The organism is Planococcus versutus, from assembly GCF_001186155.3.
Taxonomy (GTDB): Bacteria; Bacillota; Bacilli; order Bacillales_A; family Planococcaceae; genus Planococcus; species Planococcus versutus.
Window position 1 is genome coordinate 1,780,614 of record NZ_CP016540.2, and the last position, 21,208, is coordinate 1,801,821.

Genomic DNA, 21,208 nt, shown 5'->3' on the forward strand with positions numbered 1-21,208 from the left:
CTCTTCCATAGTCACTAATGAACAACTTCTTTTTGAGCCACGGCATAGTTGGATAATTTTAAGCGCTTATGATCGGACTATGTTCATCCTATAGTAATACCAATCATTCCGGCCGCTGCAGTTGGGAACTATATAATAGAAGAAACTCATGTTACACTGGGAAGAACAGAACCCATCACGCCTTTTCATCATGCGGACCACGGTGGGTCAAATACTTTTTGAGCCTTATACTAATAAAGTTAAGCTATTAAGGTGGGAAAGGTTCCCCATGCGCTCACGATGAGTTATCAGAGATCCCGGATACGCCGCCCGGGTAATAGCTCCCTAAACAAGTAACTCCGCTAACTTCGGTTAGCGGAGTTTTTTTACATGCTTGATTTTCTTACAATCCGTACTTTGTTAAGGTTATTGTTTTTCTAAGTAACGATAAATGGTGGTACGAGAAATCCCCCATCTTTCAGCCACATCTTTGATGGGGGTCCCCCTTGAATCAATGAACGCATCATCTCAATATCTTTTGGTCCGAATTTTTCTGGCCGTCCACCTAGCCGTCCTCTCGCTCTGGCAGCGGTTCGTCCTGCAGCTGAACGTTCTTCAATCAAGTTTCGTTCAAATTCAGCGAATGCCGCAAACAAGTGGAACATCAATTGCCCCGTTGCATTGCGTTTATCCATCGTCAAGTTTTCCTGCAAACTATGGAAGGCGACACCCCGTTCATTTAAAGCATTCACCAGTTGAATCAAGTCCTGCATATTTCGTCCCAAGCGATCCAATCGCCAAACCACAATCGTATCTCCTTCACGAGCATACGAGATGGCTTCTTCTAAACCAGGCCGTTGTTTTTTCGTCCCACTCATTTTGTCGTGGAATGTTTTATCGCAGCCGTAAGCTGTTAACGCATCCATCTGTAAATCCAAATTTTGTAATCCTGTAGACACACGCGCATATCCAATGAGCACTCGATCCCTCCTCTCTTCTTTTTCGATGAATCTATTGTACCATAAGATAAAAACGGCGCAGTTAATGCACATAGAATACTGTACAGGGTTTTATAACACGAAACGCATGAAAAAAGATCCTTTTCAAACCGACGAATGTCGTGTTCAGAAAAGGACGAGTTTTGGAACAGAGGACGTTAGCATAAAATTCAAAGTTGATAAACTTTCTTGAATCGAAACACCTCTACAAAATGACGAAATCAAAATAAGAGCCAGCGGGATTCGTAATGACATATTTTAATGCTGTTTCTTCTATATAGGGTTTGTAAGAGTATAAAAAAATTAGTGAACGTTCGCAAAGTGTCTTACCACATTTACGAACGTTCTTTTTAGCGTTTTTCACTTGTTTTTGAAGCGTTCGCAAAGCTGTACTTTTACGAACGGTTACTATTTCCAAAATTATCTAGCTATTGTTTTAAATTCTGAGTATATTTAAGTTAAGAATTCTGATTTTATCTAAGGAGGTTGCGCTATGTTTTCTACACATCCGAAATTAGTCATTCTCACTTACGTCGCATTGACGATCAGTATGCTTCTAATGTTGTTCCTGTTTCCGAATAACGAGTACAAGATTTGGCTGGCGATCCTGATCCCGTTCATCGTCTGGCTCCCATTCGATATACTCTGGTTGAGACGCAGACGAGAACAAAAACGCAATTCAACAACAAACTAGTATAATAAAAATAGACAAGGGGTAACTAAGGCTGCCTATTTTTATGGCGAAAAACAAATGAAACGGATGGTTAAGCAATGGGATTGGACATGTATTTAGAAACATTACCGGAAGTCCTATAAGAAAAATAAAAAAGAAGATGCTATGAACTCAGCATTTTTTTGTTTTTAATTTCTTTCGATAACCGTTTTTATGTCAACCAGAGCTGTATAGAGGATGAATACGGAATCTGAAGGGCGTTTTGATGCGATATGTTGCAACAGTATATTTATAAGGTGCAATACTTCATTAATCGGAAAATCCTCAGAAAAGTGATTGAACAAACTGAAAGTTAGGCTTATCATTTGAATAAGTGGCAAAGAAGGTCGATTGTTTGAAGTTAAGCAAACGGGCCATCTTATTGCCATCTATTGAACTATAGCTCCTCAATTGAATAAGATCTTAAAGTAATTAGTGAATGGGTTTTTAACTACCTTGCATAACAAGTCAAAGTAGTTTATCATTTGGATATATCTTGTTACGCAAGGTATATAACCATAACCCTTGTATTACAAGGTAGTGAACGGAGGAGGATATATTTGTCAATGACGCAAATGCTCAAGGGCATAATTGATGGATGTTTACTAGCTATTATCGAAAATGAAGAAGTCTATGGCTATGAACTAGCGGAGAAACTAGGAGGTTTCGGTTTTGACTCTTTCAGTGAGGGTACAATATATCCATTGTTAATACGTATGCAGAAGGAAGAACTTGTTTCATCAACTTTTAAAAAATCTACTGCAGGACCTAAAAGAAAATATTACTCACTAACTCCCAAGGGTAAAGTAGAATTAGAAAATTTTATCGTACGTTGGAATACCTTACAAATCAATGTAAACAGAGTCTTACATTTCGAAACAGGCATAAAAGGGGATGAGACGAATGAATAGTCAATTGGAACTTTCAAGAAAGAGTCAAAGGTTTTTAGATGATTTACGTACTTATTTATTTACCAATAGAAAAAGTTTGAGTGATGTAGATGAAATTATAAACGATTTAGAAAATCATTTATATGAAGCTGAACGAAATGGGAAGCCTATTGAAAAAGTTGTTGGGAAATCCCCAAGAGAATATATGAAGATGGTTTCTGGTGAATTGGCAACTGATAATAAGAACTGGTTCAAATATATTTGTCTAATCATTTTCGGATCATTTTCTTTTATGATTTTCCCGGATATAATGAGCCTAAATCTTTCGTTTACTGTCTTGGAAATTGGCAGTCACATTGTGATTAGCACTATGTTTATTCTATTAGCTTTTTCATACTTTAAATATAATGCAACAAAAGATAGACCCATTGCAAATCGAGTGATATTACAACTTGGAATGGTACTATTACTATCTGCTATATCATTTTCTATAATTTATTTGAATAAATATATAGACAGTCCTATTATTCATTTTGGTCCTATAGGAAGTCTGCTTGTCGCTGTTATTATGGGATTATTTTTAATCGGTCTTGTAATATGGGCATCGAAATAAAGTTCAACAAAAGGGCGCGTTTGTGGTATAAGCATCCCTGTTCTTATTAAACTAACGAGGTGCTTTATTAGTTGAACAATCGGCTGCCTTTACAGGGCAGCTTTTTCTTATTGCGTAATGGCGTTATGTCTACTAGAGGCACATTCTACATACGCCAAGGTTAATTACATTGGTAAACCTGCGACAGCAATTAATAGCCATCCTGTCATCTTTCTTTTTTCTTTAAATTCTTTAGTTGCCATTACAAGCATTAAGAAAATCAGGATGACAGTGACATAGTTTTGATAGTCATAAGAGTCAGTGGAAATCATGAAGATAGAAATTCCTATCGCAAGTGCAGCGAATAAAATTTGTAAAACTGTCAACAAAAGCGTTCCTCCATTCATATATTTTTCCTTTGAAATCTATACTTACAGATATTCCCTATGACCTACTCTAAAGTATTTTTCGCCGATTTAAACAACAAGTTATAAAAATTTAAGTTATATTGATGAAAAGGTTCAGCATCTATGTCTGCTGTCGAGCAATTTATTATTTATTTTTTAAAAATTCTTTCCAAAAAACAAGATGCAAGAGTAATCAAACTCTTATAATATGAAAATCAAAGAGGTGATGAGCCATTGATGATGACACCCAGTGAAGTTTGTAAGCAATTAAATATTTCTACTTCAACGTTACGAAAGTACAGCCTTCGCTTTGAATCGGAAGGGATTCTTTTTAAAAGAAACAAAAGTAATAGCCAAATTTACACCGTCACAGAGGTCGCGGCGTCATGACGACGTCGCGGCAGCCGTTATCTTGAAAAAATTGGAAGACATTGAAAAAGAGAATCGAAGTTTGAAAGAAGAAATACGAAAACGGGATTCTTTGTTTGTAGAAGCCTTAGAAGAGATGAAGCATCAACTGGATCAGATAGAGGAACATCAGCAGCAGTTAATTGCACCAACACCCGAAAAACCAGAGATAGATACGTCAGAACCGTCCTCACAGGAGGAAGAAAGCGAACCGGAACCGATAATGCCTAAAAAAGATACACGAAGTTTATGGGCGAGGATCTGGAACAAATAAAAGGCACTGATTTAGGGATTTTGAATGTAACTTATGTGCAGTTAAGTTACATTCAGGAGACCGTCAGTAATTATATTAATTGCAAAATAATATGGGATTAATAGTAAAAAATACAAAATATTGATTAATAAAAATTAAATATATATACTTAACTACAATATTAAAAAAAGGACTGAGAGTATTGAGAAGATTATATGAATATTTTACGATTGAGCAAAAAAAAGAAGCTGTGAAAAAACTTGAACTTGATAAATTAGAATTACAGAAAGAAATTAATCAAAATATAGATAGTTATCCGAGAATCACTCGAGAAGTTTTGTTACACACCCTCGATAGCTGGAATTTGGAGATTGAAGAATTAGAAAATGATATAAAAGATAACCGTGGTCCCCACAAAAAAATATAAGAACCCTCTCAGTTTTTAGAGGGTTCTTATATTTTTTATAACATTAGCCAAGTGACAGTTCTTGCTACTGCATCTGCAATTTGAAGAGAATATTTTGACGGAACTCCAGCTTTGCTTAGTTCTGAGTTTAATTTCGTTTTGATTGTAGTTTGAGTAACATCTGTTGCGTTATCAATCCAATTTTCCACTTTTTTTATTGCCCCAGTGATTTTACTTTTATTATTTGTAATATACTTGGCAGCATCTTTGTCTAACCACTTGGTAACATATGCTAAAACATCGCCACCCTTATCGACAGAAACTCTTATTAAAGCTAAGGACTGTTTAACTAAAAAACCTTTAAATCCATACGTACCTATTTCAGGTTCTTCCTCAAAATTTGAAATTACAACTGGTGTTTTTTCTTCAACAAAAGTAGTTGTTGGGGAAGTGGATCTTGCATTTGTTGAATTAGCAAATACTGAGCTAGAAGTAGATACAAATAGAGCTATCACCAATAAACACGCAAACATTTTCTTTAACATATTAAATCCTCCTCATTTTTTACAATAATCCTCAGTATAATACCTTATATTTGTTTTTATGTATATAATATCCAAATAATATTCTAACTTTGAATGTAACTTAATGTGAATTAAGTTACATTCAAATACGTGAGAATAAAGCTATTTAGGGGAGGTAAAAAAGTGGAGTTGATTTTTATTCGTCACGGCCAAGGCGAACATACATTGAATTTACCTGAAAGTTTGCACATGAGTAATCCCCCGTTAACCATCCAAGGAAAGATACAGGCAAAAAAGTTACAATCGGCCCTTCCGATAACTTTTGAGGACGTTTTAATTGTCAGTCCGGCTTTAAGAACCCTCCAAACGGCTTCAATCTGGAGTGAGAATATGGAGTGTAATAGAGTGGTGCATCCATTAGTAGGTCCTCGTATATTCCCTACACGATTGGCTGCCACGACATTGCCGTGTGATGAATTGCTTGATTTAGAAAGACTTCACTATGAATTCCCAAACTTTGTTCTTGCACCAGATCTTGCATCTTCTTTATGGTCATCAGGCATCAATGTCTTATCTGAAGATGAATTTAATTTGCTGACTGAAGAGTTCATTGGTTTTTGCCGAAGCTTTCAACGTGAACGAATCTATATTGTTACGCATGACGGGACCATAACTTCTTATCGGCAAAAGATTTCAAGCCAACAACTTACCAGAGAAGATTTTCTCCAAGAGACTGAGCATTTCCGTTTGATTGTAGAGTGATTTACATGGAATTTGAATGTAACATAATGCTAATTAAGTTACATTCACAACCCTGATTTTAATGGCTTCACCTGAAAATCATTCCGAACTAGCTTCATTAGAAAAAATGATACATTCAGAATGCTGTTTTACAAGGTTTTAAAACTTGAATCTCAAAAGATCTAGGTTTACATATCGTAGCTTATCGGAAGTCTATAAAAGTAAGCTGGAGAAGGTGCTGGTCCTAAGCACCTTCTTTTTTCATTCATGTAGGTGTACTTTTACGAACGGTTTAAGCTGAATTACATCTACCCATTATTAATAAACTACTGGAACTTTTTTGATAGTGAGCAAATGGCCTTCAGGCAAAAATAATTCTTCTGAAGACTTGAGTTTGTGTAAGTGTACTTGTTTTTTCTCTAAGACTTTGAATGGTACTCTATTAGAATTAACCAGCTTGGCAACTTGAAAGCTACATCTTTTGTGATTTTCAGCTTTTTTGTGAATGTACTTAAACAGAATATCTACTTCTTCTTTTGTATTAATACCATTATCAATTTCAAGTTGGATAGGAAAGTCGAATCCTTTAATCCGTTCATTAGATCTTTCAAAATATAATTCATGTTCTTTATAGATTTCCGTGGTTAACTCGATATCGGAGGCAATGTAATAAAAGTAGGTCATCAATAAATCTCCTTTCAATAATTAGAGATAGTAAGGGAGCATCCTTTTTAGAATGTTAGAACATATATAACATATTGGATCATATTTTGAATAGACATGAGTTTACATATCATTTATTATCGGTAGCAATCAGTTGTATCTCATAAAACGAAAATAAAACAGGACTGTCCTAAAAGATTAAGATACATGACTTTTAGGCACAGTCCTTTTTTATTCGATGTTCTGATCTAGATTAATTCCTTATTTCTGTTGTAGGAACGCTTTAATGAAATGAAATTAATGAAAAACATCATCAATCCTGCCCATGTTGAGAAACCTATAATTCCAAGCCCTTCACTGATACTGACCGGCAATCCACTTATGAACGGATATACTAAAATGAACATTGCTGTAAATCCGGCAGATTTTACAAGAATCACTTTTAATTCTTTTTGATATTCCTGTTCAGTCGCAATACTCGTAAATTCAATGCCTGATACGATGTATCTTCCTAAAACGTAAACCACGAATAGAACAACATGAAGAAATAGAACCGTTTCTGTGTCAAAACTAATAAATCTGCTGCAAATGAATGTGACGAGAAGTGATAAGAAAAGGAGTATTGCCCCTTCTGAGAAAAAATACAATATTTTGCTCTCTTTATATTCATCATCTGGCAATAAGAAAGATATCCATGATTTCATCATTAATCGACCTCCCAAAATAATTCATCTAAGGTTTTTCCCAGTTCCTTTGCGATGGCCACACAAAGTTGGAGACTGGGGTTATATTCTCCTTTTTCAATCAATCCGATTGTTTGCCTTGTTGCCCCGACTTTTTTGGCTAACTGTTCCTGAGTGATTGGCAATTCCAGCCGATTTATTTTTACTTTATTTTCCATCGATCCACCTGCTTTTTTTGCAATATATATCTAACATATGCAATTTATATATTACATTGTATGCGGAAGATCTCAACTTCTTATGACTTTTTATTTTATCTGAGGTGAAAACGGTCTACATATTACACTTTATCGAAAGTTCAACATCTAAATTAAAGCTCACAGCAACCTTGTTTTCACAGAATAACTAGGGTTTCTCAATTCACATGAAAAATAGCATTTAAAGTGACATCTAATTCTCTTTTTAAAAGTTTATTGAATTCAACTTAACATCTAGCTAATTCATTAAAAAGCACTAACTTTAACTTTATTTATAGTTTAATTAATAAAGTTAAATTTTTTCTTTAAAATATATTACATTTTATTAATTTGTATGATATATTATAAACTACAAGGAGGGTGTTTGAATGAACAAAGATGAAATTCCAGCATGGGTTTTGGCATTAAATAGTGAGGATTTAGAATTCGTGAAAAATTTCATTATAAGTTCAGGATCTTTAAAAGAAATAGCGAAAAATTATGGTGTTTCCTATCCTACAGTAAGAATTAGAATCGATCGTGTTATTCAAAAAATTGAGATGAATGTTAATTTAGAGAAAGAACCATTAATCAGTTACGTTAAACAATTGGCTATTGAAAATCGCATTAATATAGAGGATGCCAAAAGTATAATTGAAAAGTATAAATCTGAAAGGATGAGTAATAATGAATGATCTTTTATTTCCTTTATCAGCAGCAGCAGTTCTAGGACTACAGTATTTCTTATCATCTCGACATAATATTTATTTCGGAGCCATCATTCCAATTCTTGTTATAGGTGGTTTAACATGGATGCTGTTTACTGACCGTGTTAAAAGTCCTCTTGCTTACATATTAATTTTGGTAGTTTTATTACTTTTCCTTCTTGAGCAATGGTCTCGAGGACGCAAAGCACTTCGTACAAACACACAAGAAGAGTTAGATAAAATGGAGAAACATGATATAAGCTAAGCTTACAAGTATAAGATTTTGTTCATGCACTTAATTATAAGAAACTATATTAGGAGTATTTTTTGAAATGAAATACCCACATAACTAAAAGCACCGGTAACCTCTATGTTGAGGACACTGGTGCTTTTAAATTCCATGTAAATTAAGATTTAAAATCACTGCAAATGATTTCAACTACTGGTAGTCATATGGACAGGTAGATGACTCACCTTTGAAATCAGAGTGCTACTCAAAGAATTACTCTTCTTTCTTACTTTCAAATTTTACAAATCGGATTATGTCTCAGTTCATATGTACTGATCTACTGTTATTTCAGTCACTGTAAGATAGTGTTGACTTAATGTTTCAAGAGATTGATGACCTGTTTGTTTCGCAATAGTTGGTAAGTCTGCGCCTGCTGCGTGCATTGCTACCACTTGGCTTTTCCTGAAATTATAGCCGGTGAGTCCTGTCCATCGCTGCAAAGCTTTACCATAACCTATTTCGCTGATTGCGGTGCTTTCGTAGCGTCCATTCCTATATACTCTCCCTACGAAGTAGTCATCTGTCTTAAGGTCATATTCGCGTGTATAAACGTCGACTGCATTAATGACTTCTACTGTGAGCCGTTTAGTATGCCATCTTTTTTGTTTCTTCAAATAAACATGAACAAGTCTATTTTTCAAATCAAAATCTCGTACTCTTAATCGAACCATTTCATTGGGTCTGTTGGCGGTTACCAAGTTAACTAAACAAATCGTCTTTGCTCTTATCGGAAGAGTATTTATAATATTCATCAATTCCTTCTTATCAATGGCTGACTTTCCTTGAACTTGGATTAAGTGAGCATACTGATCCTCACGATACATCTTCCTCATTGCTGAAAGTTCGTATGCAACTCTAGCCTCTGCTCTAAAATCTATTCCATGAATCACACTCAAATATTTTCGAATAGCTGCCAATCGTCGTTCCCATGTTGTTTTTTTAACCTTTTGCTCAATCAGCGATATATATAAATAATCGAGCATCGCCTCTGTTCCAACAATTTGACTCGTACTACAGCAATACTTTTTGTACCTACGAATATCCCCGTCGTATTGCCTTGGGATTTCCTCCATCTTTTTTTCAATATGAATTTTCCTGTTGTGGTAACGCTTCTGAGTCTCCAGTGCATCTTGGTGCATTACTAATTCAAAATCTGACATTCTACTTCTTCCCCATTTCTTTTCAAAATCATTTTGAGACACCATTTATGATAAATTGATTTTGAAAAGAATTATGAGACAAAGCAAAAGAGACAAAGAAAAAAATTCGAACCTTCTTCTCTGTCTCTTATAAACCATCGTTTTTGATAGGTTGAATCTTTATTAAATAAAATTTTATAACAACAGAAAAGATTCAGCTCAGCAGAAGATTTGTAAGTCTTTTCTTTTGCTACTATGAAAATTCCAATAAATTTTAACTCTGATTAGATTTTAATCAATATTGAACCCTTGTGTATAAGGAACATACTAGTCTCTAATCTCCATAAAATATTTAACTATAATTTGTAATGTAGATGCTCTATATATTTTCTAAATCTATATCTCCAAAGTTATTTAGAATTAGCGATTTTTCTGTATCAGATAAATCAGTGTCAAAATGTATAGTTTGGTTAACTTTCATATTTCTATTTATACCCCATAGTTCCGTTTCTATTTCGGTCTTCTTATAGAAATCTTTTATTATATCTATTTGTGGAGGTGCACTTAAAAAATCAATCAATTTTTGACTTGTTAATTCGCCTTTAAATATATCAAATCTAGTACTTGAGTATTTTTTACTTTTTCCTTTGTTAACGTATGTTAACGAAGGTGGGATTCTATCTATAAACATGGTAAAAGAAGATTCATCAACAATATAGACTCCATTTATAAACATAGGAGTTCCTATCATCGAAGTTGTTAATAAAATTCTATACATATTTTTTGGTGAAAAATTTTCATTCAAATTCAACTGTTCTTTCACAATTTGTGTATTAGTTTCAAAGAAATCTGCTATCCTATTTATTTGATCTGTCTCTTTATATAATTTATACAAATGGTTCGCATGTTGTCTTCCAGTAAATGGCTGTACGTGCGCTTTACATTCAATGAAAAATAAATCATCCTCTAATATGAATGCAACATCGCATTCATATTCTGTCCCATTAATTCGCTTGTATAAACTACCATTTATAATGCCATTTATTAGTAAACCCGCCTTAGTTCTATCCTCAAATCCTTGTCCTTTAAAACTTAAGTTCACATCTCTATTAAGGAAGTTAGAAGCTAATGCTCTAGCAGTATCTGCATGTTTTGTTAATGTTGGTACTATCACTAATTTATCGTCTACTTTTATAAATGGGCAATCTACTAAATCCAATGATTTTCTGTTAAAAGTAAAAAAATGAATAATTCCTTCTGATTGTTCTTTAGTAAACCCACTCTGTATAAAAAATTTTTTCCATTCGTATTCAGTTTTGCTTAAACAAATTTTTTCGAGATTTAATGATTGAGTTTTCTTTTGTTTTTTTAAAAAGATATCACTTTCACTTTTTAAAAGCTGATAAGCTTTAATCCACTCGGTAAGTGACAAACCTTCTATTTTTTCGTTTAAAAGAGAAGAACCAAAGTATAAAGTTGCAAAAAGAGTATCAAGTGATTTACTACTATTCAAAAGTGAGTTTTCTATTCCCTCTTCTTCTAATTTATTGTACTTACTTAATATTTTAGTTATCTCATTGAATTGCCAACCATGACGAAGATTTAAAAACCTTTCATTTGAAATTTGATTATTTAACTCAAATCCATCATCACTGATATTAAAGTGTATCTTCCCATCGTCTTTTTCGATGATTTCTACCTCTGAATACTTCCAGTATTCTAATACATCATTAAGCTCATTCCAAAAATTACTAAACAAAATATGCTTTTCAGTAATCTCGATTATTTTTGGAGAAATGTTTCGTTTACTCCCTATAAAATCGCTTCTAGTATACATAAAATTCTTTAAAATCATTCCAGTAGATTCGATTGCGGAATCAAATAGATTTTCTGTTAATATAAATTTTTCGGCGATTACTTTTGTAGTATCATCATCTATTTCTCTCAAATAAAGTTCTAAAGAAATGAGATATGAAACTACTTCAAATCTATCATTAGAAATACCATTTTCTTTGAAGTAATTTTTTCGGAGTTCTCCTTGAAAGCTAAACAATTTATTGAAATAAGTAGATTCTTTCAGCATTTTTATAATTTTATATTTCCCCTCAATTTCAAGCTCACTCCAAACACTCTCAATGATTTTAAGGAATTTATCTTTTTGTTTCTTTTCGTTGAATATATTTATTGAAATCCCGGTACTTTTTATAGCGCTTATTACACTATCTATACCATCATTTTTTAAAAGGTTATTTAAATGATTTATAAATTTTGAAGGATTTTCTTTTATCATATTTTCTAACTTATAAAAATTATATCTTTCTGGATTATCTAGTAACAAGATTATCAATCCTCTTTTCTTAATCTTTTAATATAATACTGATAAGAAGTTAATTTATTTTGTATTGTAATTTATAGCGTATAGTACAGCTATGCCTATAATATTTTACTTTACCTACATTATAGAATATAGCTAACCATCGATTTAAATGTTTCTTTAGAAGTTAAGTATGAAAATTATAACAATTCGTTTTTAAAAAACGCACTTATCTATAATGAGGTTCCCAGTATCACGTATTTCAACAGTTCGGGCAATCCTCTGCTTTCATAACCTAATGGTATATTTATTGAAAGCATTCACAAACAGGAGTGTTAATGTCATGGCTAACTGGTATGTTGGTTTAACTAACGTTGTGATTAAGAAAGTTTAAATGACCATTTCTAGACTATTTTTGCAACTTGTTTGAGCTTTGAAGGGAAACTAAAACGAATGAGGGGCGTGTGAATGGAATGGTCTATCTAGGTGATAAGCCACTACTAGTAGGAAAGACAGTTATTCTTAGACCGTTTAAGGATGAGGACTTTCCTTTTATAGAGGAATGTTTAAAGGACCCAGAAGTATTAAAACTGACAGGGAGCGATTCGGATTTTAATCAGGAAGCAACTCTCCATTGGTACAATACAAGAAATAGACAAACGGATCGCTTGGATCTTGCTATTGTTGATCCATCCCAGGACTTCTTAGTAGGAGAAGTGGTGATCAATGCATACGATGAAAAAAATCATAGTATGAATTTCAGGATTCTCATTGGACCAAAAGGGAGAAATCAAGGGTTGGGAACGGAAGCGACTCGACTGACCATTGATTATGTATTTGAAAATACGACACTCAATCAACTAACTTTAAGCGTTTTTGACTTTAATCCAAGAGCCAGGCATGTATATGAAAAGGTTGGCTTTGTACCATCGAGCATTGATAAAAACGATCTGGAGTTCCAAGGAGAATGGATTGACTCTATTAATATGAAGTTAACAAGAGAGAATTGGCTCAACAGAACAAAGTGATAACATATTAGCAAAAACTAATTCACTACTCAAGATCTGAAGGAGACGAAAAAATGACAGTATTCCCCAACGATGAAGATGGACAAGTATTAAAAATGTTATCTAAACAAGGCGTTGACTTTACAGAACCACAAAATGTTGATTTTGTGATTGCAGTTCCAGCTAAAAAGAACGATAAAGCAATTTTAGAAACTTTAAGAAGTGAAGGATTTAATTGTGAATTAGAACAAGATGAGGAAACTGAAGAATGGACTTGTTATTGTTTTATAACGATGCTTTTAAAATACAAAGAGATAGTAGATATACAAAAACGACTTGACGAATTAAGTAAACCTCATGATGGTTATACAGAGGGATGGGGACTCATGGTTAACTAAACGGCTGTTTAAAAAGAATCGTTGGATAGGTGTGAGCCCTTAAAGCTAGATTTTTAGTTTATGCAGCTAATTGGTTGGCATGAGCCCGTTATTTTACTAGGCTCATACTGGCCAATTTTTTTTGATGCTCTCGTTGTTCCAGTAGAAAATAATATTAGTATCGACAATCCTCTGTTTTTATAATCAAGTGATGTCTATGGGGAGCATTCAGAAAACAAATTGTGATTTGGTGGCATGCTAGTTTAACGAATTTAATTGCTGTTGACATTTCCACCTCTTTTTCATTTATAAAAAAAGACGCGAGAATAAATTTCTCGAATCCTTAATCGCATCCTCTCGTTGATAAATCTATGCTATCTTTTGCCTTCCTCGACATTAGAAATGATTTCATACAATTCTTCTACAAGTTTGTCTCTGATAATTGGCTTCATTGCTGAATCAAGTTCCTTTTTGCTCTTATAGGTCTCTTTATATTTATAGTCATACAACAGAGCTACTATTTTTAGTCTCGGAGAATGAAATTGCATCCCTGTATCTTTGAAGTTTGGATAATCACGATAAAACCGTTCATTATCTTCCTTTCGCCACTCTTTCTGACTGATTTTCAATTGCTTTTGTCGTTCTATATATTCTTGTTCTAATCGTTTCTCTTTATCTATTATGCTTTGTTTAAATTCTTCTCTTCTTCTCTCTTTTTCTTCATGGTATTCAAGTGGCGTATTGGGATAGATTCTGCCGATTTTCTTTTCCATCTTATTTAGTATATTTACTGCCTCCTCAGGTATTAAAAAAGACTTATGGTAACAGTTTTTCATCCACTCAAGTTTAGGTATTTTTTCATCAATAAACCATTCTTCAATCATTGGTTTTAAAAAAAGATCGTATCCTAGATAACCATATTCTTGAGATGTTTCCTGTGTGATCAAAGCGTGTAAAATATTATGTTCTATCAAATCACAATAAACTAATCTTTCTTTCTTCTGAAATTCAAAAGAAAGTTGATTCTCTTCAATAAAAAATTGATTTGATAGATTCAAATAGGCGTTCTCATCAATATGGTGACAGTACAAACCTTCACTAGTTCTTGAATATTTTCCTTTTGTAATCCTTTTAATTTCACCATTCATGAAACGCTGATATGACTTTTCTCTAAAAAAATCATCTTGGGCAGAACCATATTTCTGAAGTAAAAATAGAATCACTTCGGCATAAGTTTTCGACAATAGATCCTCATACTCTTTATAAATACCCATTTATAGCTCCCCCTTTTTTCTATTATATAACAACACTAGATCAAATAAACTTTTACATTTTTCAATTCGATAAGTAACAGAGTTGGGTAGTAGAGCTGCTACTTTGATGCTTATCTTTATGTCTCAAGAGTTGAGTGAAGGATAAGCAAGTACATATTAGTAAAGTCATTCCTCTACTGTCTTAACTCTTCAAGGATCATAGCCCAATCGGCTACTCTAGGAAAATTTTAAAAGCTACAGCAAATATTCTACCTTCTTTAATCCTCTCAAATAAACATCCAAAATATGGTACTATTCTAATAGTAGATATTACGTAGAAAGAGGTGGCAGATGGTGAAAAATATCCTTAAGTTAGGTATTATTTTTAGTATATTATTTTTAGTGGGATGTAACCAAGAAAGCAATGAACTAACAAAAGAGGAGCTCGAAACTATTTATCCAGAAGAAGTCCGAAAAGAATTGGAAAAAGTCAATAAAGCTGAAGAAACTGAGATAATTGAGGAAGACTCAACAAGTGATGAAACAGAAGTTACAGCTGAATCCTCTATTCAGAACAAAGAGTCAAATAGTGAAAAATTCGAAGCATTGCCAATGGATACACAAGTGGCTTTACTAACGCCATATTATGATGAGCGTGGAGAACCGCAACTTATCAGTGAAGGTATGTATTTTATCTTATACGGGCTAGATGAGAATTCCATCTTCATACAAGTTCATTCCGGTGCTGGGACTGGGCATCCTGTCTATATGATTGAACGAAAAGGTGATACATTTAATCTAGTAGATGGTGTAATCAATATGGGTATGTCTGGATACGAGCTAATTGATCCTCCTCAAGTTAGTGTTACCATTGATGAGTTAATGGCTGATTATGAAAATAACCCAGCTCTTTATGATGCATCAGCAGCGAATACGGATACTGATCAATTTGATTTAGACTCATTTAATCAAATGAAAGTGCTTGCTGAAGAAACAGCTAATAGTATTGAGACTGAGAACGCTACAGAAATCACAGAGTCTTCTCCTGACCAGGCCATGTTCGTTAATGGGGTATTATACTCAGGCGAAACCCTAGAAGAAATGTCTTCAGCAGAAGAATTACGAGCGCAAGGTTATGAGGTTCATGAATTAACCGCTGAAAAATTTGATAAGCTAAGACAAGATATGGATGAGTTTGGAATCACTAATGAGAACCTACATGAGTATTATCTCTCTAATTACTAGGAAAAATGTAAGTTCTTATTTTTTCTTTCCAAAACCCGAGAATCGATCGTAAAAAGTTGGGTGCAGATCTTTTTAATACTACGTATTGACTTCTATTTATTACTTGCTCAAAATCTAAATTAAAAGCATTTTTATTTACATTACTCAAAATTTGTAATACAATGTATTACAAAGAAGTATAGGAGGTTTTATTCGTGGCTACTATTTCCTTGCGTGTAGATGAACGTGACAGTAAATTGATTCGTGATTATGCCAAATTAAAAAAGACATCTGTTTCTGATTTAATGAGAAATGCCATCATTGAAAAGATTGAAGATGAAATCGATTTAGAGCATTTTGATCGTGTCCTGGCAAATGTGGAAAAAACCTATTCATTGGATGAAGTCAAAAAAGAGCTCGGTTTGTAATCCGATATGTATACTGTTCGATTCTCAGAAGTGGCATTGAAGAAATTAAAGAAAATGGATCGTTACCAGGCTTCCCTCTTGGTTGGCTGGATTGAAAAGAATCTGAACAACTGTGACGACCCCAGAACTCAAGGGAAAGCATTAGTTGCAAATCACAAGGGAAAATGGCGTTACCGAGTAGGAGACTATCGCATACTGGCTTTAATTGAAGATGAAAAAATCGTCATCACCATCATTGATGTTGGACATCGCAAAGATATTTACGAATAAGAAAACAGATACATTCTCAATTAAGAGACTGTATCTGTTTTTATTTGGTTTCGTTAGATATTACTATTGATTACTTTACTTTTTATTTCAGTCAATTCTCAGCATTAAATTGAGCGACATTAACCTCTTTGATAATACTATCGGATGATTCTAAACGTAGAATTCTTTATTTAGTGAGAGACGGTTCTATTTTGACAACCATCAGAGAAGTAAAAAGTCTATCTTGCCGCTGACTTCTTAAGGGAAGAGATATCTTTTCAATCGCATAAAATAGGGTTTAATATCTGGTGAAAGTCCGAATCGAATCACATTAGAGCCTTCTACATACTTAACGCTCTCTATCCAGTGAGTCATCATCCAATCCCCATGTTCACGTGGAATCTCCACTACTTTAGATAGCAATTCTTCTACAACACCTTTAAATATCACATTGCTGTCCAATCCTTCTAGCCCAAGCATTTCATAAAAGTTCTAGATAGGAAACTCATAACTTTTATCCTCTTCATCAGTTGAATTGACCATACTAGCCATTGTAAGAATAATCTTCTTTTCTATTTCAGTTAGTGGATCTTTTTCAAGTCTTTCAATCAAGTTTCTACCCGCGATTGTCATAGGATATTCCAAAATTAAAGCCCCCATTTATTTACTTATATTTTGCTGCTCTCTTTTCTCAACTGAGTACATCAAAACTAAATTAAGTATATATTTCGCATCTGAAAATTGAGCCACAAAGTACTTTAATTTTGAGTCACTTCTGAATGGCTATTTTCAAGCCACTTTTGCGTTTCTCTCGTTCGGTAAGAGGGTCTGATCATATTCACCACGTGCGATTTATGTGTCAGGCGATCCGTCAATGCTGCGGTCAGAATGGGATCATGAAATACTTCTTCCCATTTCGCAAACCACAGGTTGCTGGTGATAAATAGGTAAACAGTAACTCAGCGCCTTCTTTATCGAAAGAAATGTAGTCCAATTCATCGATGATGATGAGATCGTAATTTTCGAATCGCAATTCAAAAGAGCGCAGGGACTAATGTGTATAGTATCTACAATCCTCTATTATCTATATCAATATTTTAGAACGTGAAAAGCCACCCTCCAAAGAAGATGACTTTCCTTTTTTCCGACTCCTGTATCCTCGGATGTTCATATGCTTTCAACTTAGGCTCAATAAATAGAGTTAGTACTTAATTTTCGATTTCAAGAATAGCTTCGATTTCTTCTTGGACCTCTCGATTCACCAAACGAGAACGTTTTTTTCTCAATTCAAGATCCATTTCTTGGTCAATAAAGTCATTCGTATGTTTATCAAAACAATTAAAACAAATAGAATAAAAGTCTTTATTCTCTTTCTTTAAAAAATTAAATTCCCACGTTTCAAGTTCCAAATAACTTACTTGATTTTTCGTTTCTTTTCCACATATTTCGCAAGTTGTTTTCATTATAAAAATACCCTTTCATACATCTACCTTTTATTTTTTTCCTGACGCTCTTTGATTCTTTTTAAACGCCCATGATATTTTAATATATTCGCTTGTGATTGTTTGGCATCTTCGCTAGTAGGTTGCAAGTTGGCAATATCCCAATATTTTATAACGACATCTAATACTTGGTCAAAGTATTGCAGTGGTCCATAATTCGTATCTATGGCAATGGTTTTCATTCTATCCTTAAAGTCTGGCATAACGGCACCTGGCATAGAGAAATTAATAATTACTTTCTCAAAAAAAACAATGAAATTCGGATCAAGTTCAAGATGGGCTTTCACTGTGTCGCGATAGAATGCATAATGAAGTGCTTCGTCTTTCGCTACACGTCGAAGTAATGTTGCTAAATCTTTGTCGTAAAGACCCGCTACCTTAGCTACATTGTTATAAAAAACGAGTGTAGCTAACTCTTGCAAAGTAGTATAGGCCATTGTTGCTAGAGGATTTGTGAAGTCTGGAAACCAACCACTTTCAACTACTCGTTTTCTTAATGCATGCAATCTTACGGGATCTACGTTTCGTGTCACCAATAAATACGTTTCCAGTAAGTTAGAGTGCTGGTCTTCTTCAGCCGTCCAAGTGCGTACGAAATCATTTATGACTTCCATTGAATTTTTAAATGTATAATCCAAATGCGAAGTATACCAAGGTAAATTTACTTCTGTAAGTAATGCTGTTTCTACCGCAATAATTACACCTTCTGGAAGCGTTACTTGACTCTTATCCCAAGGAACTCGTTTAAAGGACATGGCCTTGTCCCATGGAATAAATTCGTGATAGCTCCAGTCAATATTTGCAGAGCGTTCCTTATGTAATTGATATAATTCTTTAAGGCGTGGTTCTAAGCGTATATCCAAATCTGAATTTAACATTATCTTTTCTCCTTTAGTTGTTTTTCTAACTTTAAACCATTTGAATTTTTTTAACAAATATAATATAAATCTAGTTATAAATAATTCTCTGTTTCCATAGTCGAATGGTACGTCAACACTAAATCAAACAACTTTTTTAAGGGCTGCGTTTCGATAAGTGACAGGGCTGGTATAGCCCAGACTGCTGTGTAGACGGACATGGTTGTACCAATTCACGTAATCAAACAGTTCAAGCGCTAGCTGGTTAAGCGTGTCAAAGCACATTCCGTTGATGAGTTCCGTCTTCAAAATCTTGAACGTGGCTTCCGCCACCGCATTATCGTAAGGGGTTCCTTTTTGGCTCAGCGACCGTTCGATTTGGTGCGTCTTTAATAGCGCATCGATGCCGGTGTTCTTGAATTCAGATCCGCGGTCCGTATGGAACAGCTTCACGGCTCCCAAGTCGCCTTTGACCGATGCGAAGGCACGTTGAACCAGGGCAGCGTCTTTACGCTCGCCCAGACTGTACCCCACAATTTCACGGTTGTATAAATCGAGAAGGAAACAAATATAGTTCCAGCGGCCGCCAACCTTTACATACGTCAGGTCGCTGACCAACACGGCGTTTTTCGCTGCCGGATTGAATTGGCGGTTCAGCACATTCCGGTATGTCGCTTCATTGGGAGGCGTGACCATCGGTTTGTAGGATGGCAGCGCGTATTTCGATTGGATGCCAAGTGACGCCATGAGGCGTCCAATACGGCGTCTCGAGATCACCCATTTCTTTCTGTTCGCCAACTCTTTTTTCAGCTTGCGTGTGCCATAGACGCGGCGATTCTCGTGAAAGATCGCCCAGATTTCGTCTTTCAACTCCTGTTCTGCTTGGGCTTTTTGGTGTGCTTTTTCTACCGAAACGGAAGTCTCATAGTAAAAGGTGCTGCGGGCAATTTGGAGGACAGTGCACATTGCTGATACTGAATAGAGGTGTTGATTCTGTTGGATAATCTCTATTTTCGTCCCATGATCAGCGCCGCTTGCTTTAAAATATCCACTTCCATCTCCAACTGCTTATTTCGTTTTTTGTAGGCAAGCAATTCCGTTTCCAAAGGGCTTCGGTTATCTTTTTCCTCGAACGAGCCAGTTTGATTGGATTGGGCAATCCACCGATCGAGGGCGGAAGCCGTCAGGTCGTATTCCCGGACAATATCCGGTCGGCTTTTTCCGCCTGCGTGCAGCGCGACGACCTGTTTTTTGAATTCTGGGGAAAATGTTCGTCTTTTTTGTGGCATGGTAGATTCTCCTCACGTATAGTGGACTATTCTACGCCCCCTTATTTTTTCTGTCCAACTAAGTGTAGACTATCCAGAATGGTATATTTGTAAGAAGAATTCGACAAACTTCATAGTAAGTAAACAGTACGATTTGATGAAGTCGTAATGAGGGTACGGATTCCTTAGAGGTTGAGCAGCTATAAAAACTGATGAAGGTGGCGATTGGTCGTGAAAAAGAAATTCCCAATTATTGAAACAGATAGATTGATTTTACGAGAGGTACTAAAAGAAGATTCAGCTGATATGTTCCTCTATTTATCTGATAAAGAGGTAATGAAACATATGGGGCTAGAACCTTTTCAGACCCAAAAAGAGACACTCGATGAAATTGGCTGGTACCAAACCATATTCAAAGAGGCCACAGGAATTAGATGGGGAATAACACATAAAGAAAATGGAAGAGTTATTGGAAGTTGTGGTTTTTTTAATACGCACCCTGAGCATTCCCGAGCTGAGATCGGTTATGAATTAAGCAAAGAGTATTGGGGTAAAGGCATTGCTAGTGAAGCATTGGAAGCTATCATTCATTATGGGTTTCAACACTTCCAATTAGAACGCGTTGAAGCATTAGTCGAGCCTGCTAATTCTGCTTCCTTAAAACTGTTAGAGAAAAACGGATTTAAACAAGAAGGATTATTAAGACATTATGAATTTACTTGTGGCAAATTCGATGATTTATACATATATTCTATTTTAAAAGGTGATGTGGTCACTACTTAAAAAAATTTTACTTATTGAAGAACACTTACTGAGTAATCATTTTAGGAAAGAGTAGCTGTAGCTCTTCTTTTTTGTTTGTATTTATCATCCGACCACTTTTTTCAATCTTCTCTTTACTTCCTTTACTACTTCATCTACACTAGAGCCATCGGGAATAACCCGAACACAAAAACCGCATACGTTTTCTGCACTAGGGGTGCCCACTTTGGCTGAGATGCAAGCGCAAGCTTCGATCCCTTAAAACTCGATCAGGATAATACCTGCGTGAGGAAGTGTGGCGCATTTCTGAAATAATTCTTTTCATTATTTGTAGACTATG

General features: G+C 34.8%; 26 protein-coding genes, 2 pseudogenes and 1 riboswitch. Of the genes and pseudogenes, 13 read left to right on the forward strand and 15 right to left on the reverse strand.

Translation table 11 applies throughout. The annotated features are described in order from the left end of the window. Positions 1–405: 405 nt before the first annotated feature. Positions 406–959 (reverse strand): annotated as a pseudogene (locus I858_RS09145) (recombinase family protein). Positions 960–2,249: 1,290 nt separating this feature from the next. On the opposite strand from I858_RS09145, the gene I858_RS09155 reads away from it, so the two are divergent. Then, positions 2,250–2,600: a PadR family transcriptional regulator gene (locus I858_RS09155; RefSeq protein ID WP_204249420.1), complete on the forward strand. Its 351-nt coding sequence runs from the start codon at positions 2,250–2,252 to the stop codon at positions 2,598–2,600. After that, positions 2,593–3,192, forward strand: a complete 600-nt coding sequence (locus I858_RS09160) for an HAAS domain-containing protein (protein WP_065524645.1) — start codon at positions 2,593–2,595, stop codon at positions 3,190–3,192. Before I858_RS09155 ends, I858_RS09160 begins: the two co-directional genes overlap by 8 nt. A 164-nt stretch (positions 3,193–3,356) precedes the next feature. On the opposite strand, the gene I858_RS09165 is transcribed toward I858_RS09160, so the two are convergent. Then, positions 3,357–3,560 (reverse strand): hypothetical protein, encoded by a 204-nt coding sequence (locus I858_RS09165; protein WP_071645362.1) that lies wholly within the window; start codon positions 3,558–3,560, stop codon positions 3,357–3,359. 430 nt (positions 3,561–3,990) lie between these two features. On the opposite strand from I858_RS09165, the gene I858_RS09170 reads away from it, so the two are divergent. Both I858_RS09170 and I858_RS09175 read left to right on the forward strand, forming a co-directional pair. Further along, entirely contained in the window at positions 3,991–4,260 is a 270-nt protein-coding gene (locus I858_RS09170; RefSeq protein WP_157886511.1) for a hypothetical protein, read from the forward strand. A gap of 181 nt (positions 4,261–4,441) precedes the next feature. Continuing rightward, on the forward strand, positions 4,442–4,666 hold the full coding sequence (locus I858_RS09175; protein WP_065524642.1) for a hypothetical protein: 225 nt from the start codon (positions 4,442–4,444) through the stop codon (positions 4,664–4,666). A 35-nt stretch (positions 4,667–4,701) separates the two neighbouring features. Here I858_RS09175 and I858_RS09180 read toward each other — a convergent pair whose 3' ends face one another. Then, positions 4,702–5,190, reverse strand: coding sequence for a hypothetical protein (locus I858_RS09180; RefSeq protein WP_065524641.1), 489 nt, complete (start codon positions 5,188–5,190; stop codon positions 4,702–4,704). Positions 5,191–5,352: 162 nt separating this feature from the next. Between I858_RS09180 and I858_RS09185 the strand changes: the two genes are divergently transcribed. Next, positions 5,353–5,931, forward strand: coding sequence for a histidine phosphatase family protein (locus I858_RS09185; protein WP_065524640.1), 579 nt, complete (start codon positions 5,353–5,355; stop codon positions 5,929–5,931). Positions 5,932–6,228: 297 nt separating this feature from the next. Here the strand turns inward: I858_RS09185 and I858_RS09190 are convergent, their stop codons facing one another. From I858_RS09190 to I858_RS09200, 3 genes are all read right to left on the reverse strand, one after another. Next, entirely contained in the window at positions 6,229–6,594 is a 366-nt protein-coding gene (locus tag I858_RS09190; protein WP_065524639.1) for a hypothetical protein, read from the reverse strand. A 227-nt stretch (positions 6,595–6,821) separates the two neighbouring features. Beyond that, positions 6,822–7,280 carry a hypothetical protein gene (locus I858_RS09195; RefSeq protein WP_065524638.1) on the reverse strand — a complete coding sequence of 153 codons (459 nt, stop codon included), beginning with the start codon at positions 7,278–7,280 and terminating at the stop codon, positions 6,822–6,824. Beyond that, a complete protein-coding gene (locus I858_RS09200; RefSeq protein ID WP_065524637.1) occupies positions 7,280–7,474 on the reverse strand; it encodes a helix-turn-helix transcriptional regulator in 195 nt (64 codons plus the stop codon). Before I858_RS09200 ends, I858_RS09195 begins: the two co-directional genes overlap by 1 nt. A 407-nt stretch (positions 7,475–7,881) precedes the next feature. On the opposite strand from I858_RS09200, the gene I858_RS09205 reads away from it, so the two are divergent. Both I858_RS09205 and I858_RS09210 read left to right on the forward strand, forming a co-directional pair. Next, the gene (locus tag I858_RS09205; protein WP_065524636.1) at positions 7,882–8,187 is read left to right on the forward strand and encodes a DUF2089 family protein; all 306 of its coding nucleotides are present in this window, start codon (positions 7,882–7,884) and stop codon (positions 8,185–8,187) included. Further along, complete coding sequence (locus I858_RS09210; protein WP_065524635.1) at positions 8,180–8,464, forward strand: hypothetical protein; 285 nt, start codon at positions 8,180–8,182, stop codon at positions 8,462–8,464. The genes I858_RS09205 and I858_RS09210 overlap by 8 nt, the downstream gene beginning before the upstream one ends. Before the next feature lie 287 nt (positions 8,465–8,751). Here I858_RS09210 and I858_RS09215 read toward each other — a convergent pair whose 3' ends face one another. Beyond that, positions 8,752–9,648: a tyrosine-type recombinase/integrase gene (locus I858_RS09215; RefSeq protein ID WP_065524634.1), complete on the reverse strand. Its 897-nt coding sequence runs from the start codon at positions 9,646–9,648 to the stop codon at positions 8,752–8,754. A 358-nt stretch (positions 9,649–10,006) separates the two neighbouring features. Beyond that, positions 10,007–11,965 carry a hypothetical protein gene (locus I858_RS09220; RefSeq protein ID WP_065524633.1) on the reverse strand — a complete coding sequence of 653 codons (1,959 nt, stop codon included), beginning with the start codon at positions 11,963–11,965 and terminating at the stop codon, positions 10,007–10,009. A gap of 449 nt (positions 11,966–12,414) precedes the next feature. Between I858_RS09220 and I858_RS09225 the strand changes: the two genes are divergently transcribed. Both I858_RS09225 and I858_RS09230 read left to right on the forward strand, forming a co-directional pair. After that, complete coding sequence (locus I858_RS09225) at positions 12,415–12,969, forward strand: GNAT family N-acetyltransferase (protein ID WP_065524632.1); 555 nt, start codon at positions 12,415–12,417, stop codon at positions 12,967–12,969. Between the two features lie 53 nt (positions 12,970–13,022). Then, positions 13,023–13,346, forward strand: coding sequence for a ribonuclease E inhibitor RraB (locus I858_RS09230; protein ID WP_065524631.1), 324 nt, complete (start codon positions 13,023–13,025; stop codon positions 13,344–13,346). A gap of 353 nt (positions 13,347–13,699) precedes the next feature. Here the strand turns inward: I858_RS09230 and I858_RS17220 are convergent, their stop codons facing one another. Next, complete coding sequence (locus I858_RS17220; RefSeq protein WP_065524630.1) at positions 13,700–14,599, reverse strand: SAV1803-related protein; 900 nt, start codon at positions 14,597–14,599, stop codon at positions 13,700–13,702. Positions 14,600–14,929: 330 nt separating this feature from the next. Here I858_RS17220 and I858_RS09240 point away from each other — a divergent pair, with 330 nt between their 5' ends. The 3 genes from I858_RS09240 (at position 14,930) to I858_RS09250 (ending at position 16,500) form a co-directional block, all read left to right on the forward strand. Next, a complete protein-coding gene (locus I858_RS09240; protein WP_239457120.1) occupies positions 14,930–15,823 on the forward strand; it encodes a hypothetical protein in 894 nt (297 codons plus the stop codon). A gap of 194 nt (positions 15,824–16,017) precedes the next feature. Further along, complete coding sequence (gene relB, locus I858_RS09245; RefSeq protein WP_065524629.1) at positions 16,018–16,230, forward strand: type II toxin-antitoxin system RelB family antitoxin; 213 nt, start codon at positions 16,018–16,020, stop codon at positions 16,228–16,230. A gap of 6 nt (positions 16,231–16,236) precedes the next feature. Continuing rightward, positions 16,237–16,500, forward strand: coding sequence for a type II toxin-antitoxin system RelE family toxin (locus tag I858_RS09250; protein WP_065524628.1), 264 nt, complete (start codon positions 16,237–16,239; stop codon positions 16,498–16,500). Positions 16,501–16,737: 237 nt separating this feature from the next. On the opposite strand, the gene I858_RS09255 is transcribed toward I858_RS09250, so the two are convergent. The 6 genes and pseudogenes from I858_RS09255 to I858_RS09275 all read right to left on the reverse strand — a co-directional run bounded on the left by I858_RS09255 (position 16,738) and on the right by I858_RS09275 (position 20,127). After that, complete coding sequence (locus I858_RS09255; RefSeq protein WP_065524627.1) at positions 16,738–16,959, reverse strand: RepB family plasmid replication initiator protein; 222 nt, start codon at positions 16,957–16,959, stop codon at positions 16,738–16,740. Between the two features lie 12 nt (positions 16,960–16,971). Beyond that, on the reverse strand, positions 16,972–17,124 hold the full coding sequence (locus I858_RS17025; RefSeq protein WP_157886512.1) for a hypothetical protein: 153 nt from the start codon (positions 17,122–17,124) through the stop codon (positions 16,972–16,974). Between the two features lie 113 nt (positions 17,125–17,237). Beyond that, positions 17,238–17,530, reverse strand: a pseudogene (locus I858_RS17685) (ATP-binding protein); the annotation flags it as partial. Positions 17,531–17,687: 157 nt separating this feature from the next. After that, positions 17,688–17,942 carry a hypothetical protein gene (locus I858_RS09265; protein WP_065524626.1) on the reverse strand — a complete coding sequence of 85 codons (255 nt, stop codon included), beginning with the start codon at positions 17,940–17,942 and terminating at the stop codon, positions 17,688–17,690. A gap of 23 nt (positions 17,943–17,965) precedes the next feature. Then, positions 17,966–18,859 carry an acyl-ACP desaturase gene (locus I858_RS09270; RefSeq protein ID WP_065524625.1) on the reverse strand — a complete coding sequence of 298 codons (894 nt, stop codon included), beginning with the start codon at positions 18,857–18,859 and terminating at the stop codon, positions 17,966–17,968. A gap of 123 nt (positions 18,860–18,982) precedes the next feature. Further along, positions 18,983–20,127, reverse strand: a protein-coding gene (locus I858_RS09275) for an IS3 family transposase (protein WP_157886468.1) whose coding sequence is annotated in 2 segments (ribosomal slippage) — positions 18,983–19,881 and positions 19,881–20,127 — 1,146 coding nt in all. Because the reading frame shifts where the segments join, the coding sequence is not laid out codon by codon here. A gap of 210 nt (positions 20,128–20,337) precedes the next feature. Between I858_RS09275 and I858_RS09285 the strand changes: the two genes are divergently transcribed. Beyond that, the gene (locus I858_RS09285) at positions 20,338–20,889 is read left to right on the forward strand and encodes a GNAT family N-acetyltransferase (protein ID WP_065524624.1); all 552 of its coding nucleotides are present in this window, start codon (positions 20,338–20,340) and stop codon (positions 20,887–20,889) included. 182 nt (positions 20,890–21,071) lie between these two features. Then, positions 21,072–21,177: riboswitch (TPP riboswitch) on the forward strand. The last annotated feature ends 31 nt before the right edge of the window (positions 21,178–21,208 follow it).